The following is a 26,467-nucleotide window of genomic DNA, read 5'->3' as shown; positions in this document are numbered from 1 at the left end:
CAGTGCTCCCTCTCCCCCTCGGCTTCCAGCCTAGCGAGTGGACAGGTGGCTGTGGATGTTCTGGGCCAGGACGGGACCGATTCCCTGGACTTCTTCGATCTGGCCGGGCTCGGCCGCCCGGAGCGCGGTGACCGAGCCGAAGTGCTTGAGCAGCACCTTGATCCGCGAGGCCCCGAGACCGGGGACCTCGGCGAGCACGGACGTGATGTCGTTGCGGCGCCGCTTGCGCTGATGGGTGATGGCGAAACGGTGCGCCTCGTCGCGCAGTCGCTGCAGCAGATAGAGGGCCTCACTCGTCCGCGGGAGGATCACCGGGAAGTCGTCTCCGGGGAGCCAGATCTCCTCCAGTCTCTTGGCGATGCCGCAGACGGCGATCTCGGGGTGACCGGCATCGCGCAGGGCGCGGGCCGCGGCCTCCACCTGGGGCTTGCCGCCGTCGACGAGGAGCAGCTGCGGCGGATACGCGAAGCGGGGCTTGCGTCGCACGGTCGCCTCGCCGAGGTCTTCCGCGACGATCTCCTCGGTCGTCGGATCGATGACCTCCGGCTCCTCGGGACGGTCGAGGTACGCGAGTCGACGCCGCAGCACCTGGTACATCGAATCCGTGTCGTCCGTCGTCTCGGCGATGTTGAACGAGCGGTACTGGTCCTTGCGCGGGAGTCCGTCCTCGAACACCACCATCGAGGCGACGACGTTCGTGCCGCCGAGGTGGGAGATGTCGAAGCACTCGATGCGCAGGGGTGCCTCGTCCATCCCGAGGGCCTCCTGCAGGTCGGTGAGGGCCTGCGTCCGCGCGACGTAGTCGGTCGTGCGGCGGGTCTTGTGCCGGATCAGCGCCTGCTGCGCGTTCAACGTCGCCGTGCGCATCAGGTCGGCGCGCTGGCCGCGCTGCGCGACGGCGATCTCGACCTTCTTGCCCCGACGCTCCCGCAGCCACACCTCGAGCTCCGCGGCATCGTCCGGCAGGGTCGGGACCAGGATGCGGCGCGGGACGTCCTGCGCCTCTCCGTACGCCTGCTGCAGCACCTGCTCGACGAGCTCGCCGCTGGAGATGTCGATCTCCTTCTCGATGGTCAGGGCGCGCACACCCCGCACCCTGCCCCCGCGGATCACGAAGTGCTGGACGGCGGCTGCCAGCTCGTCCTCCGCGATGCCGAAGAGGTCGGCGTCCTCGTCCGCCGCGAGCACGAGCGCGCTCTTGCCGAGCACGGCCTCGATCGCGGACAGCTTGTCGCGGTACTTCGCCGCCGCCTCGTAGTCCATCGCCGCGGAGGCGGCCAGCATCCGCTTGGTGAGCTCGCGTGTGAACCGCTCGTCGCCGCCGGCCATGAACGCGACGAAGTCGTCGACCATGGCGCGGTGCTCCTCGATGCTCACCGTCATCGAGCACGGGCCCCCGCACTTGCCGATCTGTCCGGGGAAGCACGGACGGCCGGTCTGCATGGCGCGGCGGTAGCTGGCGTCGCTGCAGGTGCGGATCGGGAACGCCTTGATCATCAGGTCGATCGTCTCGTGCACCGCCCACACCTTCGGGAACGGGCCGAAGTACCGCGCACCGGCGATCTTGCGGTTGCGGGTGACGATCACGCGCGGGGCCTCGTCCGCGAGCGTCACCGCCATGAACGGGTACGACTTGTCGTCCTTGTAGCGGACGTTGAAGGGCGGATCGAACTCCTTGATCCACATGTACTCGAGCTGCAGCGAGTCGACGTCGGTCGGCACCACCGTCCACTCGACGGAGGCCGCCGTCGTCACCATGCGCCGCGTGCGCTCGTGCAGGGTCCGGAGGGGGGCGAAGTAGTTCGACAGTCGCTGCCGGAGGTTCTTCGCCTTGCCCACGTAGAGCACCCGGCCCGCGGCGTCACGGAACCGGTACACGCCGGGGTCGGTGGGGATCTCCCCCGCCCGCGGCTTGTACGGCAGCACGTCGGCCATCAGCTGGCCTTCCGCGCGGAGCGCCCCTCACCCAGGATCTCGGAGAGGAACAGCCCGGTGTGACTCTCCTCGACCCGTGCGATGTGCTCCGGGGTGCCCGTGGCGATGATCTGGCCACCACCGGAGCCGCCCTCGGGACCGAGGTCGATCACCCAGTCGGCCGACTTGATCACGTCGAGGTTGTGCTCGATGACGATGACCGTGTTGCCCTTGTCGACCAGACCGTTCAAGACCTCGAGGAGCTTGCGGACGTCTTCGAAGTGCAGACCGGTCGTCGGCTCGTCGAGCACGTAGATGCTGCGTCCGTTGCTGCGGCGCTGGAGCTCGGTGGCGAGCTTGACGCGCTGCGCCTCACCGCCGGAGAGCGTCGTCGCCGACTGACCGAGCCGCACGTAGCCGAGTCCCACGTCGACGAGCGTCTTCATGTAGCGGTGGATCGCCTGGATGGGCTCGAAGAAGTCGGCGGCCTCCTCGATCGGCATCTCGAGCACCTCGGCGATGTTCTTGCCCTTGTAGTGCACCGCAAGCGTGTCGCGGTTGTACCGCTTGCCGTGGCACACCTCGCAGTCGACGTACACGTCGGGGAGGAAGTTCATCTCGATCTTGATCGTGCCGTCACCGGAGCACGCCTCGCAGCGGCCGCCCTTGACGTTGAAGCTGAACCGGCCGGGCTGATAGCCGCGGACCTTCGCCTCGGGCGTCTCGCTGAACAGCGTGCGGATGCGGTCGAAGACGCCCGTGTACGTCGCCGGGTTCGACCGCGGCGTGCGGCCGATCGGCGCCTGGTCCACGTGCACGACCTTGTCGAGGTTGTCGAGTCCCGTCACTCGCGTGTGCTTGCCCGGGACCGTGCGCGCTCCGTTCAGTCGCGACGCCAGCACCTGGTACAGGATGTCGTTCACGAGCGACGACTTCCCGGACCCGCTGACGCCGGTGACCGCGGTGAGCACTCCCAGCGGGAAGTCGGCTGTGACGTTTCGCAGGTTGTTCGCCCGTGCGCCGACGACGCTCAGCATGCGCTTCTTGTCGATCTTCCGGCGCTTCTTCGGCATCGGGATCTCGCGGCGGCCGGACAGGTACTCCCCCGTCATCGAGGCGCTGTCGTCGAGCAGAGCCGAGTACGGCCCCGAGTGCACGACCTCGCCGCCGTTGACGCCGGCACCGGGTCCGATGTCGACGACCCAGTCGGCCGCCTCGATCGTCTCCTCGTCGTGCTCCACCACGATGAGCGTGTTGCCGAGGTCGCGCAGCGTGAGCAGCGTCTCGATCAGGCGGCGGTTGTCGCGCTGGTGCAGACCGATCGACGGTTCGTCGAGCACATAGAGGACACCGGTGAGACCCGAGCCGATCTGCGTGGCCAGGCGGATGCGCTGAGCCTCACCACCGGACAGGGATCCCGCCGAGCGGCTGAGGTTCAGGTACGAGAGGCCGACCTGCAGCAGGAAGTCGAGGCGCAGGCGGATCTCGCGCAGCACCTGAGCGGCGATCTTCGCCTCGCGGTCGGTGAGCGTGAGGGTCTCCATGAAGGCCCGGGCGTCGGCCAGGCTGAGGTGCGACACCTCGGCGATCGAGTGGCCGTGCACCTGCACCGCGAGCACCTCCGGCTTGAGGCGGTTGCCGTCGCAAACGGGGCACGGCACCTCGCGGAGGTACTCGCCCCAGCGGCTGCGCTGGTTGTCCGACTCGGCCTGCAGGTACTGCCGCTCGATGTACGGGACCACGCCCTCGAAACCGGAGGCGTAGCGCATCTCGCGCCCGTAGCGGTTCTTCCACTTGACGGTGACCTTGTAGTTCTCGCCGCGCAGCACCGCGTCCTGCACGTCGGAGTGCAGCTTGCGCCACGGCGTGTCCAGCGAGAAGTCCAGGTCGCGGGAGAGCCCCTCGAGGAGGCGCTCGTAGTACTGGAACAGCCCCTTGCCCTGGGTGGTCCACGGGATGATGACGCCCTCGCGGATGGAGAGGTCTTCGTCGCCGAGCATCAGATCGACGTCGACGGACATGCGCGTGCCGAGGCCGGAGCAGGCGGGGCATGCACCGAACGGCGCGTTGAACGAGAAGGTGCGTGGCTCGATCTCGGTGAGCGTGAGCGCATGTCCGTTCGGGCAGGCCAGCTTCTCGGAGAACGTCTGCCACGCGTCGTCGCCCTCGCCGTCGACGTAGTTGATCTGCACCACGCCACCGGCCAGGCCCAGAGCGGTCTCCACGGAATCGGTGACCCGCCCGAGGATGTCATCCGAGGCCACGAGTCGATCGACCACCACGGCGATGTCGTGCTTGTAGCTCTTCTTCAGCGTGGGCGGCTCGGCGAGCTGGATCAGCTCGCCGTCGACGATCGCACGCGAGTAGCCCTTCGCACCGAGCTCGCGGAACAGGTCGACGAACTCGCCCTTCTTCTGCGACACGATCGGCGCCACCACCTGGTAGCGCGTGCGCTCGGGGAGCTCCATCAGCTGATCGGCGATCTGCTGCACGGTCTGGCGCTGGATGCGCTCACCGCACTCCGGGCAGTGCGGGATGCCGATGCGCGCCCACAGCAGGCGCATGTAGTCGTAGATCTCGGTGATCGTGCCGACGGTCGATCGCGGGTTGCGGTTCGTGGACTTCTGGTCGATCGAGACCGCGGGGCTCAGCCCCTCGATGAAGTCGACGTCGGGTCGGTCGACCTGACCGAGGAACTGGCGCGCGTACGCGCTCAGCGATTCGACGTAACGACGCTGCCCCTCGGCGAAGATCGTGTCGAACGCGAGGCTGGACTTCCCCGATCCGGACAGACCGGTGAACACGACGAGAGAGTCGCGGGGGATGTCGATGTCGACGTTCTTGAGATTGTGGACGCGGGCACCGCGGACACTGAGTTTTCCTGGGGAAGCAACGGGGACGATGGGCACCGAACAAGTCTACGAGGGGCCACGGACATCGGCTCCGCGGCGAGCACCTGCATCCGACGAACGGGCCGACGGCACGCGCCCGCCCCGCGGCTCGTCCGCCGTCTTCACAGCCCTCAGCGCGAGCAGCACCCCCGCCAGGAGCACGGCCGCCGCCAACGGAGCGATCCACGCGAGACCGCGATCCACCGCGCCGGGCAGGAGCAGCCACATCCCGAAGACCACCGGCTGCGCCAGCAGCTGCACCACCGCGAAGCGCGCGAGCGTCGGCAGCAGCACGGCGAGGGCGAACCGAGAGGAGATCGGGACGACGAGGCACAGGGACGCGAGCAGATGGATGGCGGGGATGAGCAGCACCGCGAGCGCCGTCCGCTCGGGAGCCGGCTCGCTCAGGATCACGCCGAACACCAGGCACGCGGCCGCCAACCAGGCCGTGAGAGACCGCGGGACCGCGACGGACACGAGGGCGGCGATCACGGCGGCCCACTGCCACAGGGCGAACGGGACCAGCGCGAGGGCACCGGCCCAGACGACGGCGACGATCAGAAGTCGCGGGACGATGCCGGGGATGACGCCCGGCACACGGAACGAACGGATGCCGCGGGTCATCGGCGCACCGCCCGCATCCGCTGCTGTCGCAGTGCGACGAGGCGCATCGCGACGTCGACGTCGGGATCGGCCCACGCCACGACCTCCACGCCCGCATGCCGGAGCTCCGACAGGACGACGGAGCGCTCCGCGAGCAGCGTGCGCAGCGCGATGTGCTGCTCCCGGCCCAGCCGGGTCGTGTCCGGGACGGGCAGCACGTCGACGGCGACCACCGCGTGACCTGCGGCCCGCCACTGGGTCGCGAGGCGCGCCGCGACGCCGTCGACGAAGGTGGAGAGCACGAAGACGATGGATCCCGACGACACGACGGGAGAGCGCCGATACCGGGAGTCGTCCGCACTCTGCCCCGTCGCGGCGATGACGTCGCGCACGCGGGCGAGATGGCGGGGGCCTCCGCCGGCGGGGATGCTGCGGCCTCCCGGCGACAGCGCGTGATACGCCACGCGGTCCCCGACGCCGATCGCCGTGGTGGCGATGGAGAGCGCCGCCTCGCGGGCCAGATCGAGCGAGGTCGTCCCGGAGCGGTCGGGATCGCCCGTCCCCCAGGCCGCGACCACGGTGCCGACGTCCTCCACCGTGTCGATCGCGATCACCACCGAGGAGTCGCTGAGCGCGTTGGTGCGACGAACCAGCAGCTCACCGGGGCGACGGGCCGCACGGGCCGTCGCCCGCCAGTCGACCCGGCGCAGCTCGTCTCCGGGGGCGAACGGATGGATGTCGCGGAAGTCGCCGCCCTGACCGGGACGTGCGCCCTCGTGTGCGCCGTGCAGGCCCGTGAGGCGCGGGGCGACCGGCAGCTGCGCGATCCGGGGCGCGCGAGGCGGGGTGTTCCATCCCAGTGCGACGCGCGGACCCGGCTCCGACACCCATGCCCCGTCCAGGGCCACCCCGCGGACGGTCACGCCGAGAAGTTCCACCGGACCGGAATGCTGGAGGCGGGTGCGCGAGGTGAAGACGGATGGTCCCGGTCGGACATCGGCGAGTCCGGCACGCCGTTCCTCCAGATCGACCGCGACCTGCACCCAATCCGCGTCGAGGGCCACATCCGCCGCCGCGACGACCTCGTCCGCACCGTCCGCCCCACCGGGACGCGCACGCAACTCGATCGCCAGGTCGCTGTCGTCGGGGCGCCGCATCAGCATCCACGCCGTCGCCAGCGCGAGGGGCAGGCCGATGCCGATCACATCGGGCCGCGAGAGCGCGAGTCCCACCGCCGCGATGACGGCCGCACCGGCGAACCCGATCGCGATCACGGGCGTTCGACTCCACCGCACCGGAGCGCGGGCGATGACGCGGACCGGGTCGGTCACCGCGCGGCCACCGTCGGCGGCACCGGAGTGCTCGCCACCACGGAGGCGACCACGGAGCGCGGATCCACTCCCTGCGCCCAGGCCTGCGGGGTGAGGGTGAGACGGTGTGCGAGCACCGGTTCCGCGATCCGCTTGATGTCGTCCGGACGCACGTAGTCCCTGCCCTCGAGCGCCGCGAGGGCGCGCCCCAGCAGCACCAGCGCCTGCGACCCTCGCGGGGAGGCGCCGACGGCGACGTGCGGCGCGACGCGTGTGGCCCGTGCGAGTTCGACGCAGTATCGCGCGACATCGGGGTCGACGTGGATCCGTTCGACGGCCGCCTGGATCTCGAGGAGTCCCTCGCCATCGACGACGGGGGCGACCGAGACGTCGGGGCTCTGCCGCGCCACGCGGTCGAGGATGATCTGCGTCTCGTCCTCCGACACGGGGTAGCCGACCGCGAGCCGCACCATGAACCGGTCGAGCTGCGCCTCCGGGAGCGCGTACGTCCCCTCGTACTCGATCGGGTTGGACGTCGCCACGACGTGGAACGGGCGCGGCAGCGGGAATCTGTTGCCCTCGACGGTCACCTGCCCCTCGGCCATCGCCTCGAGCATCGCGGACTGCGTCTTGGGCGTCGTCCGGTTCACCTCGTCGGCGAGCAGCAGCCCGGTGAAGATCGGTCCGGGGCGGAACACGAAGTCGCCATCCGCCGGTGCGTACACGTACGAGCCGGTGACGTCGCCGGGGAGCATGTCGGGCGTGCACTGCAGCCGCCGGAAATCGAGCCCGAGGGCCGATGCGAGACTCCGCGCCGCAAGCGTCTTGCCCAGCCCGGGCACGTCCTCGAAGAGCACATGACCGCCGGCGAGGATCGCCGCGAGGGCGATCGTGAGAGGCTCATCCATCCCGACGACCGCGCTGCGGACGCTCTCGAGCACCCGGTGCCCGATGTCGGCGATCTGTGTGGTCTCCTGCGTGCTCATCCGTTGTCCTCCGGGTCGTTCGGGATTCGGTCGATCGCATCGAGCACGCGCTCGATGTCGGTGCGGTGCACCTCGCGGCGGTGCAGGGAGTCACGTACGCCCTCCCCGAGAAGCGCGTCGATGCGCGTGTGCTGCGCGGGATCGTCGAGGTCGAGACCGCTGTGGGCCAGTCTCCGCCGGAGCAGCCCCTGCACGCGGCGCACGACCACGTGACCGGCGACCCCCGTGCGGGCGTTGATCGCCCAGGCCATCCGCGACACGTCGGAGCTCCGTGCGTCGTCGCTCGGTTTCTCGGGCGGCCAGTCCGCGCCGATCTCCGTGAAGTCCTGGCGGAACGCGAGGATGATCGCGAGGACGACGATGATCCAGGCGACCACGAACGGTGCCGGGAACCCGAGCTGCCCGAGCAGGACGACGAGCACGGCGGCGACAGCAGCACCGAGCCCCACGATCAGGATCCGCGCCTTCATCGCCACCCCGCCTCGATACCTCGGAGGCAGTCGGAGGCAGTCGCCCGGTCGTCCTCATCGGCGACATGACCGCCGAACCGGACCCGCTCGTAGAGGGCCAGCAGCGCGACGACCTCCGCGGCGATCCCGGCACGCCGCCCGATGATCCGCACGGTGAACTCGCTCGGGGTCTCGTTGACGCCACGCCCGGCCCCGGCATCCGCGGCGGACTCCTCCAGTCCCACCCATGCCGCGACGATGCTGTCACCCGGAACGGGCCTCTCGTCGATCGTCTGCAGCGCCGCGGCGATGCCGCGTCGGATCGTCGCCTCGTCCGGCTCGACCTCGACGGGCGCGCCGGCGACGGCCACGGCGTCGATCTGCGCCGCGTCCCGCCGGGCGAGCGGACGATCGCGCCAGCGCTCCAGGAGGTACCTGATCAGCATCCGCAGACCGAAGTACACCAGCGTGAGCACGGACGCCGCGACGATGGCGATGAGGATGATGCCGATGATCGCGAGCAGCGGGGAATCGTCGGGGGGTTCGAGCGGCGGCGCGGTCTCTCCGGGAGTCTGCGTCGGCAGCTCGTCGATCGGTACGGCCGGGAGCTCGAACGCCCAGTCGCCGAACTGCGGGAGTCCCTGCGCGGCAGCGGCGAGCATGATCGTCGCGAACAGCCCCGTGATCGCGATCAGCGGCAGCAGCAGCCGCCGGGGCCGCGTTCTCGCCGCACGCTCCCCCTCCGGGGCCGAGGTCTCGGAGCGCGACATGCCTCCACCATAGGGGCTGTCTTCCACGCGACCGCGTGAGCGACGCGGCGGGAGGACGACGCAGCGACGGTTCAGCCGAGGTCGGGGCGTCTTCCGGCGAACGGACCGAGACCGTCGCGGAGGGCGGCGATCTCGTCGATGCCCATGCCGACCGCCGACATGACCTGGTGCGGGACGTCGACGGCACGCTCGCGGAGTGCTGCCCCTGCCTCGGTCAGCGTGATCTCCAGGCGCCGCTCGTCCTCACTGCTCCGCTGTCGAGCCACGAGCCCTTCGACTTCCAGTCGCTTCACGAGGGGTGATGCCGTGGCCGGCTCCAGGGCGAGATCGACGGCGAGGTCGTTCAGCGTGCGGGGCGCGCGCTCCCAGAGGGCCAGCATTACGAGGTACTGCGGGTGGGTGAGGCCGAGCGGCTCGAGGATCGGGCGATAGAGCGCGACGACGTTGCGTGCCGCGGTCACCAGGGCGAAGCAGAGCTGGTTCTCCAGCTTGAGCAGGTCATCGGTTGCCGTCACACGGGAGACTATACATCTGCGCTAATAGTTAGTACACTAATGAACATGGCACAGGACTCCGACCGCCCACCCCTCCGCACCCGCATCCGCGAGGCAGGAGGCCTCTACGCCTGGGTGAACACGAACCTGATCCGCTTCGCCGGTCCGGCCTCGGTGGGTCCCTACGAGAAGACCCCGCCGCCCAGCGCCTCCGAACGTGCCGAGCGCGCCTGCCCGCTGTGCGGCGCCCCCATGACGCAGCACGAGATCGATCGTTCCGGGCCGAAGACCCTGGTGCACTGCCCCTGACCCCGGCCGCTAGCGGTCGTCCTGTCCCGGGGTCTCGACAGCCGCCCCGGTCGACTCCCGCGCGACGTCGAGCCAGAACATGAGCTCGATGTCGTCTTCGATGACCGCGGGCACGACATCCAGCCACCCCGAGCTCATCGTGCGGGACCCCATCACGGCGCGCGCCACCCCCGGGCGGGTCAGCAGCGCCGCGCCGCTCTCGTCGTCCACGCGCACCAGGAGGACGCCACCGGAGCGGGCTCCGAGGAGGATGCGCCCGTCGTCGAGGAACGCGCGCGTGCCGAACATGCGTCGCTCTTCGATCTCGTCGTCGGCGCTCAGGAGCGCCCGGATCCGATCCGCGAGCTCGTTCCCTGCGGCATCCATCGGCGCCTCGCTTACGCGTGCCCTGCGCGTTCCATCGCGCGGAGCTCCTTCTTGAGGTCCTGCACCTCGTCACGCAGGCGCCCGGCGAGCTCGAACTTCAGCTCGCTCGCGGCGGCGAGCATCTGATCCGTCAGATCCTGGATCGTCGCCTCGAGCTGCTGCGCGCCCTCCGCGGCGATACCGGTGCGACGCAGGTTCGGGGTCGGCGACTTGCCCTTCCCCGATGCGCGACCACGACTCGACATCAGGTCCGCGGTGTCGGCGCCCTCTCGTGCCAGCACCTCGGTGATGTCCGCGATGCGCTTGCGCAGCGGCTGCGGGTCGATCCCGTGCTCCTTGTTGTACGCGACCTGCTTCTCCCGGCGACGGTCCGTCTCGTCGATCGCCTTCTTCATGGAGTCGGTCATGTTGTCGGCGTACATGTGCACTTCACCGGACACGTTTCGGGCTGCGCGACCGATCGTCTGGATGAGCGACGTCCCCGAACGCAGGAACCCTTCCTTGTCCGCGTCGAGGATGGCGACCAGCGAGACCTCCGGAAGGTCGAGGCCCTCTCGGAGCAGGTTGATGCCGACGAGAACGTCGTAGACACCGGCGCGCAGCTCGCTGAGGAGCTCGACCCGGCGCAGCGTGTCGACGTCGGAGTGCAGGTAGCGCACGCGGACCCCGTGCTCGCCGAGGAAGTCGGTGAGCTCCTCCGACATCTTCTTCGTCAGGGTGGTCACGAGGACGCGCTCGTCACGCTCGACGCGCAGGCGGATCTCCTCGAGCAGGTCGTCGATCTGTCCCTTCGACGGCTTGACCACGATGTGCGGGTCGACCAGGCCGGTCGGACGGATGATCTGCTCGACGATGCCGTCGGCGATCCCCATCTCGTACTTGCCGGGGGTCGCCGAGAGGTACACGGTCTGCCCGATCCGGTTCTTGAACTCGTCCCAGCGCAACGGACGGTTGTCCATCGCGCTCGGCAGGCGGAACCCGTGATCGACGAGCGTCCGCTTGCGCGACGCGTCGCCCTCGTACATCGCGCCGATCTGCGGCACCGTGACGTGCGATTCGTCGATCACGAGCAGGAAGTCGTCGGGGAAGAAGTCGAGCAGGGTGTGCGGCGGCTCGCCCGGCTCACGTCCGTCCATGTGGCGCGAGTAGTTCTCGATGCCGGAGCAGAAGCCCAGCTGCTGCAGCATCTCGAGGTCGAACGTCGTGCGCATGCGCAGACGCTGAGCCTCCAGGAGCTTGCCCTGCCGCTCGAACTCGGCGAGACGCTCTTCGAGCTCGGCCTCGATCGTGCCGATGGAGCGCTGGATGACGTCGGTGCCGGCCACGTAGTGGGATGCCGGGAAGATCGGCACCGAGTCGAGCTTCTCGATGACCTCGCCCGTGAGCGGGTGGAGCGAGTACAGCGCCTCGATCTCGTCGCCGAAGAGCTCGATGCGGATGGCGTGCTCCTCGTAGACCGGGATGATCTCGATGGTGTCGCCGCGCACGCGGAAGTTCCCGCGGGAGAAGTCGACATCGTTGCGGTTGTACTGCATGGCGATGAACTGGCGGATGAGGGCGTCGCGGTCGTACCGCTCCCCCACCTGCAGCGCGACCATCGCACGGAGGTACTCCTCCGGTGCGCCGAGTCCGTAGATGCACGACACGGTGGAGACCACCACCACGTCACGACGGCTCAGCAGCGAGTTGGTGGTGGAGTGCCGCAGCCGCTCGACCTCGGAGTTGATCGAGGAGTCCTTCTCGATGAAGGTGTCCGTCTGAGGGACGTAGGCCTCGGGCTGGTAGTAGTCGTAGTACGAGACGAAGTACTCGACGGCGTTGTTCGGCATCAGCTCGCGGAACTCGTTCGCCAGCTGGGCGGCCAGGGTCTTGTTGTGCGCGAGCACCAGCGTCGGGCGCTGCACCTGCTCGACGAGCCACGCCGTGGTCGCCGACTTGCCGGTACCGGTCGCACCGAGCAGCACGACGTCGGTCTCTCCCGCGTTGATCCGCGCCGCCAGCTCGGCGATGGCCTTCGGCTGGTCGCCGGCCGGCGCGTACTCGCTGATGACCTCGAAGGGGCGGACACTGCGCGTGGGTTGCATACCTCCAGCGTATGCCGCCCCTCCGACATCGAGGCCGTCAGGCGACGAGCACAGCCGTCTTGGACGAGGGCTCCGAGGCCCAGGTCGTCGAGCCGCCGTTGAGCACGGCCATGCTGGCCCTCGACTCGAGTTCCCCGGGCGCGGATCCGATCACATTGAAGGTCAGCGCGTCGCCGAAGCTCGCCGGCGTCCGGGTGAACGTGAACGTCGTCGCCGACGACCCGCTCGGGGGCGACGGCACCCATGCGTCCAGGCGCGTGCCGGGATCGAGTGTGACCGGCGTGCTGAACTGCACGACGACCACGAGCGACGCTCCGGCGGGCGGACTCACCCACGGCGTGGAACGGTAGCCGATCTGCGTGCTGAACGTGGCTTTCAGCCCGCCGGCCGCAGCCGCCAGCGCCGTGAACCCACCCTGCGCCTCGGCAGCCCAGTAGTAGTTCGCCTCACGGTTCGTGAGGTTGTTCCCGCTGGCCGCTGCCATCGGCAGGGCCACCGCCGCTGCGATCACGGGCACCGACCACGCAGCACTCGCGACGAGACTCCGACGAGAGATCCCCTGATTCTCCTGTTGCATTTTCCACTCCCCAGCGCGCGGAAAAGCAATCCCCCAGCAGACCATCCCCTGGTGCGTCCCCACGCCCACGACCAGCCTATCAACGGTGCTCTCCGCCGACCCTGGGGCCGGCTGAGAGCCGCCGTCCCCGACGAGACGGCTCAGACCAGTCCGCTCCGCGCTCCTCGGAGCGCCGACACGGCGGCGAGGGTGGCCGCTGCGCACATCGCCAGGATCACGGCGACGAACCAGCTCCAGCTCGCCGCCCCGAACACGAGTCCGAGCGCCCACCCGAACAGGCTCGAGCCCGCATAGTAGGCGAAGTAGTACAGCGATGACGCCTGCGCCCTGCTGGCCGCACCGGCGGCGACCGGAGTCCATCCCGACGCCACCGCATGGGCCCCGAAGAAGCCGGCGGTGAAGAGAACGAGCCCCAGCAGCACGATGGCGGCGAGGGGCACCAGCAGCAGGACCGCACCGATCGCCATCACGCCGATCGAGGCGAGGAGCACCGGGAAGCGGCCGACTCTGGAGGCGAGCGTCCCTGCCCATGGTGAGGAGACCGTGCCGGCCAGGTACGCCAGGAAGAGCAGCGTCACCACCCACGCCGGCAGCGCGAACGGAGGTGCCGAGAGATGGAACCCCAGGTAGTTGTAGACCGCGACGAACGCGCCCATCAGCAGGAAGCCTTGCGCATACAGAGCCCACTGCACCCGGGAGCGCAGAGGTCCGCGGAGCCGCTCGAGGATGCCGGGGCCGCGGTCGACCCGCAGACGTCCGGGGACGAATCCGCGTGCCCGGGGCGTGAGCGACAGGAAGAGGATCGCGGCCGCGAGGCAGACGACCGCGACGGACAGGACGCCGACGCGCCAGCCGCCGACCTCCCCGACGATGCCGGAGACGATGCGCCCGAGCAGGCCGCCGACGGTGGTGCCGGCGATGTAGCTTCCCGCCGCCGTGGCCGCGTACCGTGCCGCCACCTCCTCGCTGAGGTAGGCGAGAGCCACCGCCGGTACGGCTCCCAGCGCCACGCCCTCCGCGAAACGGAGCAGGAGCAGCACCGCGATCTCCCCGCTCAGCGGCGCCGCGAGTCCGAACAGCGTCGCGAGGAGCACCCCCGTCGCCATCGCGGGCACCCGGCCGATGCGGTCCGCGACGATCGACCACGGGATCACCGCGAGCGCCAGCCCGAGCGTTGCGGCCGAGACGCTCAGGGCCGCCGTCGCGGGTCCGACGGCGAGGTCGCTCGCGATCTGCGGCAGCACGGCCTGTGCGGAATAGAGCTGTGCGAACGTGGCGATCCCGGCGAAGAACAGACCGACGATGAGGCGACGGTACTCGCGCGATCCCGGCGCGTGGCCGGAGAAGGTCACGGGCGGCGGATCCGCTCCCACAGCGCATCCGTCTGCTCGAGCGTGCGCTCCAGCGTGCCCGCGGTGTCGATCACGACGTCGGCGATCGCGAGCCGGCGTTCGTCGGAGACCTGCGCGTCGATCCGGCCCTGCGCGGCGGGGGCTTCCATGCCGCGCAGCTCGACCAGACGACGAAGCCGTTCCGCGGCCGGGGCGTGAGCGACCACGATCAGGTCCCAGGGGTCGTCGACGCGCGCCTCGACCAGGAGGGGCACGTCGTAGACCACCACGGCGGCCGGGTCGGCAGCGGCCGCGGCATCGAACCGTCGTTGCGACTCCTCCCGCACGGCGGGGTGGACGATCGCGTTCAGCTGTGCGAGGCGCTCGGGGTATCCGAAGACCTCAGCACCCAGTGCCGGACGGTCGAGCGCTCCGTCGGCGGCGATGACGGACGGACCGAAAGTCTCCGCGATCCGCTCCAGCACCGGCGATCCGGGAGCCTGCACGTCGCGCACGATCTGATCGGCATCCACGATGACGGCACCGTGTTCCGCGAGACGCCTGGCGATGGTCGACTTCCCGGAGGCGATGCCGCCGGTGAGCGCGATGAGAGGCATGTGGCCAGTCTATGGTCCGCCCGGCGACGACGCTCAGCGCGCGAGCAGCTGACGCCGCGAGCTGATCACACCCGTGTCGAAGCCCGCCAGATGCAGTCCACCGTGGAATCGCGCATGCTCGATCTTGATACACCGGTCCATCACGACCGACACTCCGGCGGCCTCGGCGGTCGCCGCCGCCTCCTCGTTCCACGACCCGAGCTGCAGCCACAGCGTCTGCGCGCCGACATCGATGGCCTCCTGCGCCACGCCGGGAAGATCGTCGTGACGACGGAACACGTCGACGATGTCGGGCACGACCGGCAGGTCCTGCAGGGACGCGTACACGGGCTGTCCGAGGATCTCGGTCTCGCGCGGGTTCACCAGGTACACGTCGTAGGCCGTGCTGGACAGCAGGTACGTGGCGACGAAGAACGACGCGCGCGCGGGGTTGTTCGAGGCCCCGACGATCGCGATCGACTTCGCGCGCCGGAGCAGCGCGAACCGCTCCTGCTGGGTCGGTCCCACCCAGGTCCGGCCGGGCACGACGGGGGCACTCCCCGGCAGCGCGCAGGCCGCGGCATCCGTCGGCGTGGGCAGGGCGCAGGCGTCACCGGTGTTCGTCATCGCAGTCATCGGGTCGCTCCCGTCGCGGTCGTCAGTGCCTGGTCGAGGTCCCAGATGATGTCCTCGGCGTCCTCGAGCCCTACCGAGATGCGGATCAGGTCGGCACGCACACCGGCCGCGACCAGCTGTTCCGCGGTGAGCTGTCGGTGGGTGGTCGAGGCGGGGTGGATGACGAGCGTGCGGGCGTCGCCGATGTTCGCGAGGTGCGAGGCGAGCTGCAGGTTCTCGATGAGCGTCTCCCCCGCGGCCCGGCCGTCCTCCGCGGCGACGCCGAACGCGAAGACCGAGCCGGGTCCGAGCGGCAGGTACTTCGCCGCGCGCTCGTGGTGCGGGTGCCCCTCGAGTCCGGCCCAGGTGACGTAGGCGACACGCGGATCCGACTCCAACCAGTCCGCGACGACGCGCGCGTTCGCGAGGTGCGCGTCGATGCGCTGTGGGAGCGTCTCGATGCCCTGGAGCAGGTTGAACGCCGACTGCGGGCTGAGCGCCGGGCCGATGTCGCGCAGCTGCTCGGAGCGGAGCTTGGTGAGGAAGCCGTACTCGCCGAAGTTGTCCCACCACTTGATGCCGCCGTAGGACTCGACGGGCTCGGTCATCTGCGGGAACTTGCCGTTGCCCCAGTCGAAGGTCCCCTTCTCGATCACCACGCCGCCGAGGGTCGTGCCGTGTCCGCCGAGGAACTTGGTCACGGAGTGGATCACGATGTCCGCGCCGTGCTCCAGCGGGCGTGCGAGGTACGGGGTCGCGAGGGTCGCGTCCACGACGAGCGGGACTCCCGCATCGTGCGCGACGGCCGCAAGGCCCTCGATGTCGGCGATCTCCCCCGAGGGATTGCCGATCATCTCCACGTAGACCACCTTCGTCTCCGGACGGATCGCGGCCGCGAAGTCGGCCGGGTCCGTCGATGCGACGAACGTCGTCTCGACCCCGAAGCGGCGCAGGGTGACGTCGAGCTGCGTGACCGTGCCGCCGTACAGCTGCGCGGCGGCGACGACGTGATCTCCGGCGCCGACGAGCGCGGCGAACGTGATGAACTCCGCGCTCATGCCCGAGGCGGTCGCGACGGCGCCGATGCCGCCCTCCAAGGAGGCCAGTCGCTCCTCCAGGGCGGCGACCGTCGGGTTGCCGATCCGGGAGTAGATGTTGCCGTACTTCTGGAGCGCGAAGAGGTTGCCCGCGTCCGCGGCATCGTCGAACACGAAGGACGTGGTCTGGTAGATCGGCACCGCCCTCGCGCCGGTCGACGCGTCGGGAGTTCCTCCGGCGTGCAGAGCTCTGGTGCGGAATCCGAAGCGGTGTTCTTCCGTCATGCTGTCCTCAGTTCGGCGTCGGCGAGCACGTCGGCGATGTCGTCGACGGCCAGGGGTTCTGCAGCGATGTGGTGTCGCCGAGTGCCTGCGGCTCGCGGCCGGCTCGGCGATCCTGCTCGGCCTCCCACAACTGTGCCAGGAGTCGGCGCATGATCTTGCCGGACCGCGTCTTCGGCAGGTCGGGGACGATCACGATGTGCTTCGGCTTGGCGACGGGCCCGATCGCCTGCGCCACCTGCGCCCGCAGCGCGGAAGGGGTCACCTCGGCGCGACCGGACGGTGTGACGAAGGCCACGACCGCCTGCCCGGTGACCGGATCGGAGACACCGGCCGAGCCGGCCTCCCCCACGGTCTCGTGGGCGACCAGGGCCGACTCGATCTCGATCGTCGACAGGCGGTGCCCCGACACGTTCACGACGTCGTCGAGGCGTCCCAGGATCCAGATGTACCCGTCGGCGTCGCGGGTGGCTCCGTCGCCGGCGACGTAGTAGCCGCCGTGATCGCCTCGACCCGCGTGGGCGGACCAGTACGCGTCGCGGTAACGCGTCGGGTCGCCCCAGACCGTGCGCGCCATCCCCGGCCAGGGACGACGCACCACCAGCGTTCCCGATCGTCCCGGTGCGACCTCATCGCCGTGCTCGTCGACCACCGCGACATCGATGCCCGGCAGCGGGACCGACGCCGAACCCGGCTTGAGGCTCGTCACGCCGGGAAGGGGCGCGATCATCGCCGCTCCGGTCTCCGACTGCCACCAGGTGTCGATCACGGGCAGCTCGTCGCGACCGAAGTTCCGCCGGAACCACACCCAGGCCTCGGGGTTGATCGCCTCGCCGACGGTGCCCAGCAGTCGCAGGGTGGAGAGGTCGTGGCCGGATGGCAGCTCGGCACCGAACCAGGTCATGAAGGTGCGGATCAACGTGGGCGCCGTGTAGTACACGGTCACTCCATAGCGCTCGATGATCTCGAGGTGTCTCTCGCGGTGCGGGGCGTCGGGTGTGCCCTCGTAGATGACCTGGGTCAGTCCGTTCGACAGCGGTCCGTAGATCTCGTAGGTGTGCGCGGTGACCCAGGCGAGATCGGCGGTGCACCAGTGCACGTCGTCGGGTTTCGCGTCGAAGTGCGCCCAGTGCGCCCAGCTCGCCTGCGCCAGGTAGCCGCCGGACGTATGGACGAGGCCCTTCGGCTTCCCGGTCGTGCCGGAGGTGTAGATGACGAAGAGCGGATGCTCGGCGTCGAAGGGCTCGGCCTCGTGCACGGGCGAGGCGGTGTCGACGACGTCATGCCACCAGACGTCACGGCCGTCGGTCCACGGCACATCCTGCCCGGTGCGCCGCAGCACGAGCACGTGCTCGAGGTCGGGAAGGTCTGCCGCGGCGACGTCGGCCGTAGATTTCACCTCGGTGGCGGTCCCCCGGCGATATTGGCCGTCACTCGTCACGAGCAGCTTCGCGCCCGTGTCCTCCAGGCGGAACCGCACGGCCTCGGCCGAGAAGCCACCGAAGACGAGGGAGTGCACGGCACCGATCCGCGCGCAGGCGAGCGTGATCACGACGGTCTCGACGAGGACCGGGAGGTAGATCACGACGCTGTCCCCCGGTCGGATGCCCAGAGCGACGAGTGCGTTGGCGGCGCGGGAGACCCGCTCCTGCAAGTCTGTGTACGTCACCGAGAGCCGATCGCCCGGCTCACCTTCGAAGTGCAGCGCGACCTTGTCTCCGCGACCTTCCGCGACGTGGCGATCCACGCAGTTCACGGCGACGTTGAGCTTCCCGCCGAGGAACCAGCGCGCCGCGGGGACCGCATCTCCCAGCGGCGGATCCCATTCGTGGGCGGTGTGCCACGGCTCCGACCACACCAGTCGGCGCGCGGCCTCCTCCCAGAACGCGACCGGGTCCGCCGCGGCGCGTGCATACGCTTCCGCAGTGACGTTCGCGTCGCTGAACCCGGCGGCGGGCGCATACACACGCGACTCCTGAAGCCGTGCCTCGGTCATGCTCACACCCACCGGCGCAGCAGGTACTTCTCGAGCAGCGCGAGGATGCCGCTGGTGATCGTACCGAGGAGTGCGAGCAGCACGATGGAGAGGAGGATGCGGTCGATGCGGCCGGTGCTCTGCGAGTCGGTCAGCAGGAAGCCGAGGCCCATGGAGGACGCGATGAGCTCCGCCGCGACGAGGAACAGCCAGGCCTGCGCGAGCGCGAGGCGGAGTCCGGCCACGACCGAGGGCACGACGGCGGGAAGCTGTACCGTGCGGAACAGGGACCAGCCGCGCAGGCTGAACGATCGGCCGGCCTCGACGAGGTGCGGGTCGACGTGCCGGAGGGCCGACGCCACCGTCGTGTAGACGGGGAAGAACGCGCCGATCGCGATGAGCGTCACCTTCGACTCCTCGCCGATCTGCATCCAGAGGATGAGGAGCGGCACCCAGGCGAGCGACGGGACGGCCCGGACCGCCGCGAGCGTCGGGCTGAGAAGCACATCGCCCCAGCGGGACAGCCCCACGACCCCCGCTGCCGCGAGCCCGATGACGGAGCCGATCGCGAAGCCGAGCAGCACGCGCTGGACGGAGATCGCGATGTGGGTCCAGAGCTGCCCGCTCTCGGCCAGTTCGACGCCGGCCTGATAGACGGACGCAGGTGTGGGGAGGCGATACGGCTCGACGAGGCCCGACGTCGTCACGAGCTGCCAGACGAGGAGGATGACGGCCGGCAGCAGGAGTCCGCCGAGGATCCGCACCGCAGGACGATCCCACACGTGACCGGTCACCGCCCCGGTGCTCCGAGACTTCCCCTGGGCGAAGTCGAGCGCGTCCCGCGAGTCCGCGGGGACGATCAGCCGGTCGGGAATCGTCACTCGCCGCCGACCGCCTTCTTCGCGAACGTGTCGTTGACGATGGAGGACAGCGCCTTGTCGACCGAGTCCTTCCCGCCCAGCACATCGCCGGATTCGACGAGCACCGGGGCGATCTTCTCGAGCACGGCGACCTGGTCCGCGCCGGGGATGCCGCTGACGTCGAGGTTCGAGCGCTCCTGGATCACCGTGGTGGCGACCGCGGGGTCGATGCCGGCGACCTCGGCGAGCAGGGCCGCGGTCTCGTCGGGGTTCGCGAGTGCCCACTCCCGCGCCTGCTCGTAGGCGTCGACGACGGCCTGAGCGAGGTCGGGGTGGTTCGTGACGAAGTCCTCGGTGGCGTTGAGGAACCCGTACGTGTTGAAGTCCACGTTGCGGTAGATGAGCTTGTCGCCCGACTCGACCTCGGCTGCGGCCATGATCGGGTCGAGGCCGGCCCAGGCGTCGACCGAGCCGCCGTCGAGCGCGGCGCGGCCGTCGGCGTGCTGCAGGTTCTGCACCTCCACGTCAGAGAGGGACAGGCCACCCTCTTCCAGCGCCTGGAGCAGGAAGAAGTAGGGGTCCGTGCCCTTGGTCGCCGCGATCGACGCACCCTTGAGGTCTTCGACCGACGTGATGTCGCTGTCCGGGCCGACGACGATGGCCGCCCACTCGGGCTGCGAGAAGATGTCGATCACCTGGATGGGCGAGCCGTTCGCGCGGGCGAGCAGCGCGGCGGATCCCGCGGTCGATCCGACGTCGACCGAACCGGAGCGGAGGAGCTCGTTGGCCTTGTTGGAGCCGGCGGACTGCACCCACTCGACCGTGACGTCGTCACCGAGGATGTCCTCGAGGATGCCCTGGTCGCGGATCACGAGGCTCAGGGGGTTGTACGTCGCGAAGTCGATCGAGAGCGTGTCCGACGACCACTCGGTCGCGCCGGAGGTGGGCTTCGTGTCGGTCGCGCCGGCATTCTCCCCCGCGACGCATCCGGTCGCGACGAGCATCATCGTCCCGGCGATCGCGATCGCGGGGATGATTCGGCGGGTGATGGTGCTCATCGGGTCTCCTCGGTGATGCTGTGGTGGGTGTCGACGCCGAGACCTTCGAGAAGGTCGGCGCGCAGGTCGGCGAGACCGCGGTCGGCGCGATCTCGGGGGCGGATGCCCGGCACGGAGATCGTGCGGGCGATCGAGGTCTCCGCGCCCTCGGCGAGGGTGCGCAGCAGCAGGACCCGGTCGGCGAGGTACAGGGCCTCTTCGACGTCGTGCGTGACGAGCAGGACCGTGGTCGGCTCGGCCGCATGGATCTTCAGGAGCAGGTCGTGCATGCGCAGGCGTGTGAGCGCGTCGAGGGCGCCGAAGGGTTCGTCGAGGAGCAGCACGCCGGGGTTGCGGGCGAGCGCCCGGGCGAGGGACGCGCGCTGCGCCATGCCGCCGGACACCTCGCGCGGACGCTGGTCGGCGGCGTGATCCAGCCCGACGAGGTGCAGCAGCTCGCGCACGCGCTCCCGGCCCGCACGGCGAGGAGTGCCGCGCCGCAGGCCGAGCTCCACGTTCTGGGCGATCGTGCGCCACGGCAGCAGTCGCGGTTCCTGGAACGCGATCGCGGTGCGCTCGTCCACGTCGGCGACGCCGATGCCGTCGAGGCGGATGCCGCCGCGCGTAGGCACGTCGAGCCCGCCGATGAGGCGCAGCAGCGTCGACTTCCCGCATCCGGAGGGCCCGACGACTGCGACGATCTCGCCGGCCGCGATGTCGAGGTCGATCCCTCGGAGGACATCGCGCCTTCCATGCGGCAGCGGGAAGGAGCGGTCGATCCCGTCGAGACGCACGGCCTGCGCGGTCCCCGCCGTCGTCGAGACGTCGGCGTTGCGCGACGCGGGCAGCAGGGCGGTCATTCCCTCATGCTGTCGGAGGGCATCGAATGTTACGAATGCGGTCGTAATGTTCCGTCACGCAACGGAATCCGCAGTTCCGGACATGCGAAACGGGCCGCCACACCCGCCCGAAGGCGGGGTGACGACCCGTTTCAGAGTGCTGCTTAAGCGTTGCCGCCCGAGAGCTTCTCGCGCAGAGCCGCGAGTGCCTCGTCGTCCGCGAGGGTGCCGGCGCCGGCAGCCTCGCTGGTGAAGGACTGGCCGCCGAAGTCTTCGCCGGCCGCAGCCTCGGCCTCGGCCGCCTTGACGACCTGAGCCTTGTGCGCCTCCCAGCGAGCCTGGGCTGCAGCGTACTCCTGCTCCCATGCCTCGCGCTGGGCGTCGAAGCCTTCCTTCCACGCACCGGTCTCGGCGTCGAAGCCCTCCGGGTACTTGTACTCGCCGTTCTCGTCGTACTCGGCGAGCATGCCGTACAGGGCCGGGTCGAACTCGGTGCCGTTGGGGTCGACCGACTCGTTGGCCTGCTTCAGCGACAGCGAGATGCGACGACGCTCGAGGTCGATGTCGATGACCTTGACGAAGACCTCTTCGCCGACCGACACGACCTGCTCAGCCAGCTCGACGTGCTTGCTGGAGAGCTCGGAGATGTGGACGAGGCCCTCGATGCCGTCTGCGACGCGAACGAACGCACCGAACGGAACGAGCTTGGTGACCTTACCCGGCGTGACCTGACCGATCGCGTGGGTACGGGCGAAGACCTGCCACGGGTCCTCCTGCGTCGCCTTCAGCGACAGGGAGACGCGCTCGCGGTCGAGGTCGACCTCGAGGATCTCGACGGTGACCTCCTGGCCCACCTCGACGACCTCGGAGGCGTGCTCGATGTGCTTCCAGGACAGCTCGGAGACGTGCACGAGGCCGTCCACGCCGCCCAGGTCGACGAACGCACCGAAGTTGACGATCGACGACACGACACCCTTGCGGACCTGACCCTTGTGCAGGTTGTTCAGGAACGTGGTGCGCGACTCCGACTGCGTCTGCTCGAGCAGCGCGCGGCGGCTGAGGACGACGTTGTTGCGGTTCTTGTCGAGCTCGAGGATCTTGGCCTCGATCTCCTGGCCCAGGTACGGCGTGAGGTCGCGGACGCGACGCAGCTCGATGAGCGAAGCCGGGAGGAAGCCGCGGAGTCCGATGTCGACGATGAGTCCACCCTTGACGACCTCGATGACCGTACCGGTGACGACGCCGTCGTTCTCCTTGATCTTCTCGACGTCTCCCCAGGCACGCTCGTACTGAGCACGCTTCTTGGAGAGGATCAGACGGCCTTCCTTGTCCTCCTTCTGGAGAACGAGGGCCTCGACCTGGTCGCCGACAGCGACGACCTCGTTGGGGTCGACGTCGTGCTTGATCGAGAGCTCGCGCGAGGGGATGACACCCTCGGTCTTGTAGCCGACATCGAGGAGGACCTCATCGCGGTCGATCTTGACGATCGTGCCCTCGATGATGTCGCCGTCGTTGAAGAACTTCAGGGTCTTCTCGACCGCGGCCAGGAAGTCCTCAGCAGATCCGATGTCGTTGATGGCGACCTGCTTGGTGGCCGGGGCGGTCGTTGCGGTAGTCATGTAGTGGGTTGTCCTTGTGAATGGAGACTCAGGCTGGGAGGCAAAGACCGCGCACGGCCGACTGCATGCTTCACAGCAGTTGGATTTTGGTTTTCTTGTCACGAGGGCACGCGAAGCACGCCACGAGTGACAATTCAGGCTATCAGAAGTTGGGATGCCGCAGGAAGAGCGCGTCCGTCCCTCACCTGTGGATAACTCCCGCGAGGGTTCGGGCATTCCGCCTACCGTGACCCGGGTGACTCCCGCTCCTCCCCGACTCTCGTCCACACGGGTCGTCTGCGCCGGCATGCTCGTCGTCGCGGCGACGCTCACCGCCTGCTCCCCGACGCCGACCCCCACGCCCACACCGACTCCGGTGTTCGCCTCCGAAGACGAAGCCTTCGCCGCCGCCGAGGCGACGTATCGCGCGTACAACGACGCGCTGAACCAAGTGGACTTCTCAGAAACGACGACGTTCGAAGCCGTCTTCGCGCTTCTCTCCGGCACCGCAGCGAGTTCGACGCGAGAGGCCTTTAGCCGCTTGCACGCCGAGAAGACGCGAGTGGTTGGCCAGACGCACTATTACTCATTTTCAGGCGCCACTGTCGACTGGATTGCCGGGCTGGTACATGCCAACGTTTGCGTGGACGTAAGCGACGTGGATGTTCTCGATGCGTCCGGCGCATCAATCGTGTCTGCCGACCGGCCGCCTCATCAGCCGATGACCATCACGTTCTCCAAGAACTCCGTCGCCACGCCGCTCACGATCTCCGATCTCGAAGGCACGGGTGAGTACGAGTGCGCGGGCTGATCTTGGTGGGGGTGTTCCTCGCCTTCCTACTACCCGCCCCTCCGCTCTCACCCAGCGCCTGCAACGCTGCAGTTTCTGTGACTACGGGGTGCGTCACAAACAGCGGGAGCCAACTCTCGGTCACTGGGGAAAAAACTCAGACGTCTGACGGCGGTCCACCTTCCGCGCCTCCCGCCCAGGCTGAAGAGGAGGTATCCCTCTGCGATCCCGACGCCGTCCGCATCATGGGCTGCGGGATCGACGCGGTCAAAGTGACCACCGACGAGGGCCGGCCGATCACGATCACCGACGTCGCGCAGTTCGCGCCGGATCCGGTGCGGACGATCGCCGAGCCGGAAGACGTCGGCATCGCCGGCTTGCCCACCAACATCGTCGCCTCGGCATCCGCGCAGACGCGCACCGGCGAGCTCTTCGGCAAGCCGGTCACGGTGCGCTTCACCCCTGTCGGCGTCGACTTCGACTACGGCGACGGCGCGACGAGCACGTCCACGAACGGCGGGCTGACCTGGGCGGCCCTCGACCAGGCTCCGTTCACGCCCACCTCCACGAGCCATACGTATCGCGACCGCGGAACCTACGACGCGCGCGCCTCCGTCCGGTATTCGGCCGAGGTCGACATCGGCGGAGGATGGTTCTCGGTGGCGGGTGAGCTCACGGTGAACGGCACGACGCAGCAGATCCGCATCTTCGAGGCGCGCACCGCTCTCGTCGCGCGCACCTGTGCCGAGCAGCCCCGGGCCCCCGGGTGCTGACCGCAAGGGCGAGCGCGCTCTACGCTGAGTCCATGACCCGCGCCGATCGCCTCATGCTGCTCGACACCGCCAGCCTCTACTTCCGCGCCTTCTACGGCGTCCCCGACAAGGTGACGGCGCCGGACGGTTCGCCGATCAACGCCGCGCGCGGTCTGCTCGACATCATCGCGAAGCTCGTCACCCTCTACGAGCCCACGCACGTGATCGCCTGCTGGGACGACGACTGGCGTCCGCAGTGGCGCGTCGATCTCATCCCGAGCTACAAGACCCACCGCGTGGTGGAGGTCGTGGCGAGCGGACCGGATGTCGAGGAGATCCCCGACCCGCTCGAGGCACAGATCCCCCTGATCCGCGAGACGCTCGCCGCGATCGGCATCCCCATCATCGGGGTGGCCGAGCACGAGGCGGACGACGTCATCGGAACCCTCGCCACGAACGCCACGATGCCGGTCGACATCGTTACCGGCGACCGGGACCTCTTCCAGCTCGTCGACGACGCGCGCGACGTCAGGGTCATCTACACGGCGAAGGGCATGAGCAACCTGGAGATCGTGACCGACGCCACCGTCGTCGCGAAGTACGGCGTCCTCCCCTCGCAGTATGCGGACTTCGCCACCATGCGCGGCGATGCATCCGACGGGCTGCCCGGCGTCGCCGGAGTCGGCGAGAAGACGGCGGCCACTCTCCTGCAGACGCACAGCGACCTGGACGGTATCCGCGCTGCGGCCGAAGCCGGCGAAGGGATGAGCGCTGGGGTCCGCGCGAAGCTGCTGGCGGCGACCGCCTATCTCGACGTCGCACCGACCGTCGTCGCGGTCGCCACCTCGCTTCCGATCAGCGCGCCCGATGTGCCCCTGCACGTGCTCGATCCCGCCGAGGCGGATGCGGCGACCGCCCTCGCCGAGAAGTGGAACCTCGGCGGTTCGATGGCCCGCGCGGTCGCGGCCGTCTCGAACGCCGCCCTGCCCGCGAGCTGACCGCGTTCAGCGGCGGATCACTCCGCCCAGGCCAGGAGACGCGAGAGACCCCAGGTCGTCACGATGCGCGCTGCGGGGATCCCGGCCCGTTCCGCGCGCTCGGCGCCGTGATCCAGCAGCGAGAGCTGTCCCGGCGCATGGGCGTCCGAGTCGATCGAGAACAGGCATCCGGCCTCGAGGGCGATGGCGATCAGCTCGTCCGGTGGGTCCTGCCGTTCCGGCCGCGAGTTGATCTCGACCGCGACGCCGTTCTCGGCACACGCCGCGAACACCGCGGCGGCGTCGAACTCCGACGGCGGCCGGGTGCCGCGATCCCCCTGCACGAGACGCCCCGTGCAGTGTCCGAGGACGTTCACCCGCGGATGCGACACGGCGGCGATCATGCGGGCCGTCATCGGCCGGGCATCCATGCGCAGCTGGGAATGCACGGACGCCACGACGATGTCGAGTTCACCGAGGAGGTCGTCCTCCTGGTCGAGTCGGCCGTCCTCCAGGATGTCGACCTCGATCCCCGCGAGGAGCGTGAAACCGTCACCGGACTCGGCGCGCACCAACGGGATCTGCTCGCGGAGCCGCTCGGCGGACAGCCCCCGCGCGACGCGGAGACGAGGAGAGTGGTCCGTGATCGCCTGGTACTCATGGCCCTGTGCCCGCGCAGCGGCGGCCATGACCGCGATCGGCGTCGTGCCGTCCGACCAGTCGGTGTGGGCATGCAGATCGCCGCGCAGCTTGGCTCGGAGCGCCGACACCCGCTCGGGTTCGACGTCGCCGCGCAACTCCACCAGGTAGTCGGGGACCTCCCCGGCCTGCGCCTGACGGATCACCGCGAACGTGGATTCGCCGATCCCCTTCGCCGCGCGCAGCCGTGTGGCATCGTCCCGCACGTCGTCCGGAAGATCCTGCAGCGTCGCTGCGGCCTGGCGGAACGCCTTCGCCCGATACCGCGACGCCCGCTCCCGCTCCAGGAGGGAGGCGATCTCCAGCAGGGCGTCGACGGGGTCCAT

At 69.4% G+C, this 26,467-nt stretch carries 25 protein-coding genes; 4 read left to right on the top strand and 21 right to left on the bottom strand.

Translation table 11 applies throughout. From position 1 onward, the window contains the following. Positions 1-30: 30 nt before the first annotated feature. The 8 genes from uvrC to AC07VM_RS14085 all read right to left on the bottom strand — a co-directional run bounded on the left by uvrC (position 31) and on the right by AC07VM_RS14085 (position 9,438). On the bottom strand, positions 31-1,935 hold the full coding sequence (gene uvrC, locus AC07VM_RS14120) for an excinuclease ABC subunit UvrC (protein WP_494911843.1): 1,905 nt from the start codon (positions 1,933-1,935) through the stop codon (positions 31-33). Next, entirely contained in the window at positions 1,935-4,823 is a 2,889-nt protein-coding gene (gene uvrA / locus AC07VM_RS14115) for an excinuclease ABC subunit UvrA (RefSeq protein ID WP_494911842.1), read from the bottom strand. Before uvrA ends, uvrC begins: the two co-directional genes overlap by 1 nt. Before the next feature lie 9 nt (positions 4,824-4,832). Next, positions 4,833-5,429, bottom strand: coding sequence for a hypothetical protein (locus tag AC07VM_RS14110; RefSeq protein WP_494911841.1), 597 nt, complete (start codon positions 5,427-5,429; stop codon positions 4,833-4,835). After that, positions 5,426-6,739 carry a DUF58 domain-containing protein gene (locus tag AC07VM_RS14105; protein ID WP_494911840.1) on the bottom strand — a complete coding sequence of 438 codons (1,314 nt, stop codon included), beginning with the start codon at positions 6,737-6,739 and terminating at the stop codon, positions 5,426-5,428. Before AC07VM_RS14105 ends, AC07VM_RS14110 begins: the two co-directional genes overlap by 4 nt. Continuing rightward, positions 6,736-7,704, bottom strand: a complete 969-nt coding sequence (locus tag AC07VM_RS14100; protein ID WP_267415028.1) for an AAA family ATPase — start codon at positions 7,702-7,704, stop codon at positions 6,736-6,738. Before AC07VM_RS14100 ends, AC07VM_RS14105 begins: the two co-directional genes overlap by 4 nt. Continuing rightward, a complete protein-coding gene (locus AC07VM_RS14095; protein ID WP_494911839.1) occupies positions 7,701-8,174 on the bottom strand; it encodes a hypothetical protein in 474 nt (157 codons plus the stop codon). The genes AC07VM_RS14100 and AC07VM_RS14095 overlap by 4 nt, the downstream gene beginning before the upstream one ends. Further along, positions 8,171-8,923, bottom strand: coding sequence for a DUF4129 domain-containing protein (locus AC07VM_RS14090; RefSeq protein WP_494911838.1), 753 nt, complete (start codon positions 8,921-8,923; stop codon positions 8,171-8,173). The genes AC07VM_RS14095 and AC07VM_RS14090 overlap by 4 nt, the downstream gene beginning before the upstream one ends. Positions 8,924-8,994: 71 nt before the next feature. Next, entirely contained in the window at positions 8,995-9,438 is a 444-nt protein-coding gene (locus AC07VM_RS14085) for a MarR family winged helix-turn-helix transcriptional regulator (RefSeq protein WP_494911836.1), read from the bottom strand. Positions 9,439-9,483: 45 nt separating this feature from the next. On the opposite strand from AC07VM_RS14085, the gene AC07VM_RS14080 reads away from it, so the two are divergent. Further along, complete coding sequence (locus tag AC07VM_RS14080; protein ID WP_267415032.1) at positions 9,484-9,726, top strand: hypothetical protein; 243 nt, start codon at positions 9,484-9,486, stop codon at positions 9,724-9,726. A gap of 9 nt (positions 9,727-9,735) precedes the next feature. Here the strand turns inward: AC07VM_RS14080 and AC07VM_RS14075 are convergent, their stop codons facing one another. The 12 genes from AC07VM_RS14075 to rpsA form a co-directional block, all read right to left on the bottom strand. After that, entirely contained in the window at positions 9,736-10,092 is a 357-nt protein-coding gene (locus AC07VM_RS14075) for a TfoX/Sxy family protein (RefSeq protein WP_494911834.1), read from the bottom strand. An 11-nt stretch (positions 10,093-10,103) separates the two neighbouring features. Beyond that, positions 10,104-12,176, bottom strand: a complete 2,073-nt coding sequence (gene uvrB / locus AC07VM_RS14070) for an excinuclease ABC subunit UvrB (RefSeq protein ID WP_267415034.1) — start codon at positions 12,174-12,176, stop codon at positions 10,104-10,106. A gap of 37 nt (positions 12,177-12,213) precedes the next feature. Next, positions 12,214-12,753: a hypothetical protein gene (locus AC07VM_RS14065; protein WP_267415035.1), complete on the bottom strand. Its 540-nt coding sequence runs from the start codon at positions 12,751-12,753 to the stop codon at positions 12,214-12,216. Positions 12,754-12,893: 140 nt separating this feature from the next. After that, positions 12,894-14,105: an MFS transporter gene (locus AC07VM_RS14060; RefSeq protein WP_494911833.1), complete on the bottom strand. Its 1,212-nt coding sequence runs from the start codon at positions 14,103-14,105 to the stop codon at positions 12,894-12,896. Then, on the bottom strand, positions 14,102-14,701 hold the full coding sequence (gene coaE / locus AC07VM_RS14055; protein WP_494911832.1) for a dephospho-CoA kinase: 600 nt from the start codon (positions 14,699-14,701) through the stop codon (positions 14,102-14,104). The genes AC07VM_RS14060 and coaE overlap by 4 nt, the downstream gene beginning before the upstream one ends. A 33-nt stretch (positions 14,702-14,734) precedes the next feature. Next, entirely contained in the window at positions 14,735-15,316 is a 582-nt protein-coding gene (locus AC07VM_RS14050) for a CoA-binding protein (protein WP_494911830.1), read from the bottom strand. Beyond that, positions 15,313-16,617: an O-acetylhomoserine aminocarboxypropyltransferase/cysteine synthase family protein gene (locus AC07VM_RS14045; RefSeq protein ID WP_494911828.1), complete on the bottom strand. Its 1,305-nt coding sequence runs from the start codon at positions 16,615-16,617 to the stop codon at positions 15,313-15,315. The genes AC07VM_RS14050 and AC07VM_RS14045 overlap by 4 nt, the downstream gene beginning before the upstream one ends. Positions 16,618-16,624: 7 nt before the next feature. Then, positions 16,625-18,610, bottom strand: coding sequence for an acetate--CoA ligase (acs, locus tag AC07VM_RS14040; RefSeq protein ID WP_494911826.1), 1,986 nt, complete (start codon positions 18,608-18,610; stop codon positions 16,625-16,627). A 2-nt stretch (positions 18,611-18,612) separates the two neighbouring features. After that, entirely contained in the window at positions 18,613-19,383 is a 771-nt protein-coding gene (locus AC07VM_RS14035; RefSeq protein ID WP_494912396.1) for an ABC transporter permease, read from the bottom strand. An 83-nt stretch (positions 19,384-19,466) separates the two neighbouring features. Further along, positions 19,467-20,507, bottom strand: coding sequence for an aliphatic sulfonate ABC transporter substrate-binding protein (locus AC07VM_RS14030; protein ID WP_494911824.1), 1,041 nt, complete (start codon positions 20,505-20,507; stop codon positions 19,467-19,469). Next, positions 20,504-21,346, bottom strand: a complete 843-nt coding sequence (locus tag AC07VM_RS14025) for an ABC transporter ATP-binding protein (protein WP_494911823.1) — start codon at positions 21,344-21,346, stop codon at positions 20,504-20,506. Before AC07VM_RS14025 ends, AC07VM_RS14030 begins: the two co-directional genes overlap by 4 nt. Before the next feature lie 143 nt (positions 21,347-21,489). Further along, positions 21,490-22,944, bottom strand: coding sequence for a 30S ribosomal protein S1 (gene rpsA / locus AC07VM_RS14020; RefSeq protein ID WP_267415044.1), 1,455 nt, complete (start codon positions 22,942-22,944; stop codon positions 21,490-21,492). Between the two features lie 286 nt (positions 22,945-23,230). Between rpsA and AC07VM_RS14015 the strand changes: the two genes are divergently transcribed. The 3 genes from AC07VM_RS14015 (at position 23,231) to AC07VM_RS14005 (ending at position 25,463) form a co-directional block, all read left to right on the top strand. Next, a complete protein-coding gene (locus AC07VM_RS14015) occupies positions 23,231-23,734 on the top strand; it encodes a hypothetical protein (RefSeq protein ID WP_494911822.1) in 504 nt (167 codons plus the stop codon). A gap of 251 nt (positions 23,735-23,985) precedes the next feature. Further along, positions 23,986-24,486 (top strand): PKD domain-containing protein, encoded by a 501-nt coding sequence (locus AC07VM_RS14010; RefSeq protein WP_494911820.1) that lies wholly within the window; start codon positions 23,986-23,988, stop codon positions 24,484-24,486. Positions 24,487-24,518: 32 nt separating this feature from the next. Then, a complete protein-coding gene (locus AC07VM_RS14005) occupies positions 24,519-25,463 on the top strand; it encodes a 5'-3' exonuclease (protein WP_494911818.1) in 945 nt (314 codons plus the stop codon). 17 nt (positions 25,464-25,480) lie between these two features. Here AC07VM_RS14005 and AC07VM_RS14000 read toward each other — a convergent pair whose 3' ends face one another. Then, positions 25,481-26,467 carry a PHP domain-containing protein gene (locus AC07VM_RS14000; RefSeq protein ID WP_494911817.1) on the bottom strand — a complete coding sequence of 329 codons (987 nt, stop codon included), beginning with the start codon at positions 26,465-26,467 and terminating at the stop codon, positions 25,481-25,483.

It is taken from the genome of Microbacterium sp. GW821-FHT01D02 (assembly GCF_059422585.1).
The sequence above is the reverse complement of the archived record's forward strand: the minus strand, read 5'-3'. Positions and strand labels throughout refer to the sequence as shown.

Excerpts from the sequence above, each read along its gene's own strand:
- AC07VM_RS14000 (WP_494911817.1), bottom strand. The coding sequence starts at position 26,467 with ATGGACCCCGTCGACGCCCTGCTGGAGATCGCCTCCCTCCTGGAGCGG.
- rpsA (WP_267415044.1), bottom strand. The coding sequence starts at position 22,944 with ATGACTACCGCAACGACCGCCCCGGCCACCAAGCAGGTCGCCATCAAC.
- uvrB (WP_267415034.1), bottom strand. The coding sequence starts at position 12,176 with ATGCAACCCACGCGCAGTGTCCGCCCCTTCGAGGTCATCAGCGAGTAC.
- AC07VM_RS14005 (WP_494911818.1), top strand. The coding sequence starts at position 24,519 with ATGACCCGCGCCGATCGCCTCATGCTGCTCGACACCGCCAGCCTCTAC.
- acs (WP_494911826.1), bottom strand. The coding sequence starts at position 18,610 with ATGACCGAGGCACGGCTTCAGGAGTCGCGTGTGTATGCGCCCGCCGCC.
- AC07VM_RS14075 (WP_494911834.1), bottom strand. The coding sequence starts at position 10,092 with ATGGATGCCGCAGGGAACGAGCTCGCGGATCGGATCCGGGCGCTCCTG.
- AC07VM_RS14025 (WP_494911823.1), bottom strand. The coding sequence starts at position 21,346 with ATGACCGCCCTGCTGCCCGCGTCGCGCAACGCCGACGTCTCGACGACG.
- AC07VM_RS14065 (WP_267415035.1), bottom strand. The coding sequence starts at position 12,753 with ATGCAACAGGAGAATCAGGGGATCTCTCGTCGGAGTCTCGTCGCGAGT.
- AC07VM_RS14110 (WP_494911841.1), bottom strand. The coding sequence starts at position 5,429 with ATGACCCGCGGCATCCGTTCGTTCCGTGTGCCGGGCGTCATCCCCGGC.
- uvrC (WP_494911843.1), bottom strand. The coding sequence starts at position 1,935 with ATGGCCGACGTGCTGCCGTACAAGCCGCGGGCGGGGGAGATCCCCACC.
- AC07VM_RS14030 (WP_494911824.1), bottom strand. The coding sequence starts at position 20,507 with ATGAGCACCATCACCCGCCGAATCATCCCCGCGATCGCGATCGCCGGG.
- AC07VM_RS14090 (WP_494911838.1), bottom strand. The coding sequence starts at position 8,923 with ATGTCGCGCTCCGAGACCTCGGCCCCGGAGGGGGAGCGTGCGGCGAGA.
- AC07VM_RS14015 (WP_494911822.1), top strand. The coding sequence starts at position 23,231 with ATGCTCGTCGTCGCGGCGACGCTCACCGCCTGCTCCCCGACGCCGACC.
- AC07VM_RS14080 (WP_267415032.1), top strand. The coding sequence starts at position 9,484 with ATGGCACAGGACTCCGACCGCCCACCCCTCCGCACCCGCATCCGCGAG.
- AC07VM_RS14095 (WP_494911839.1), bottom strand. The coding sequence starts at position 8,174 with ATGAAGGCGCGGATCCTGATCGTGGGGCTCGGTGCTGCTGTCGCCGCC.
- AC07VM_RS14050 (WP_494911830.1), bottom strand. The coding sequence starts at position 15,316 with ATGACTGCGATGACGAACACCGGTGACGCCTGCGCCCTGCCCACGCCG.
- AC07VM_RS14045 (WP_494911828.1), bottom strand. The coding sequence starts at position 16,617 with ATGACGGAAGAACACCGCTTCGGATTCCGCACCAGAGCTCTGCACGCC.
- AC07VM_RS14100 (WP_267415028.1), bottom strand. The coding sequence starts at position 7,704 with ATGAGCACGCAGGAGACCACACAGATCGCCGACATCGGGCACCGGGTG.
- coaE (WP_494911832.1), bottom strand. The coding sequence starts at position 14,701 with ATGCCTCTCATCGCGCTCACCGGCGGCATCGCCTCCGGGAAGTCGACC.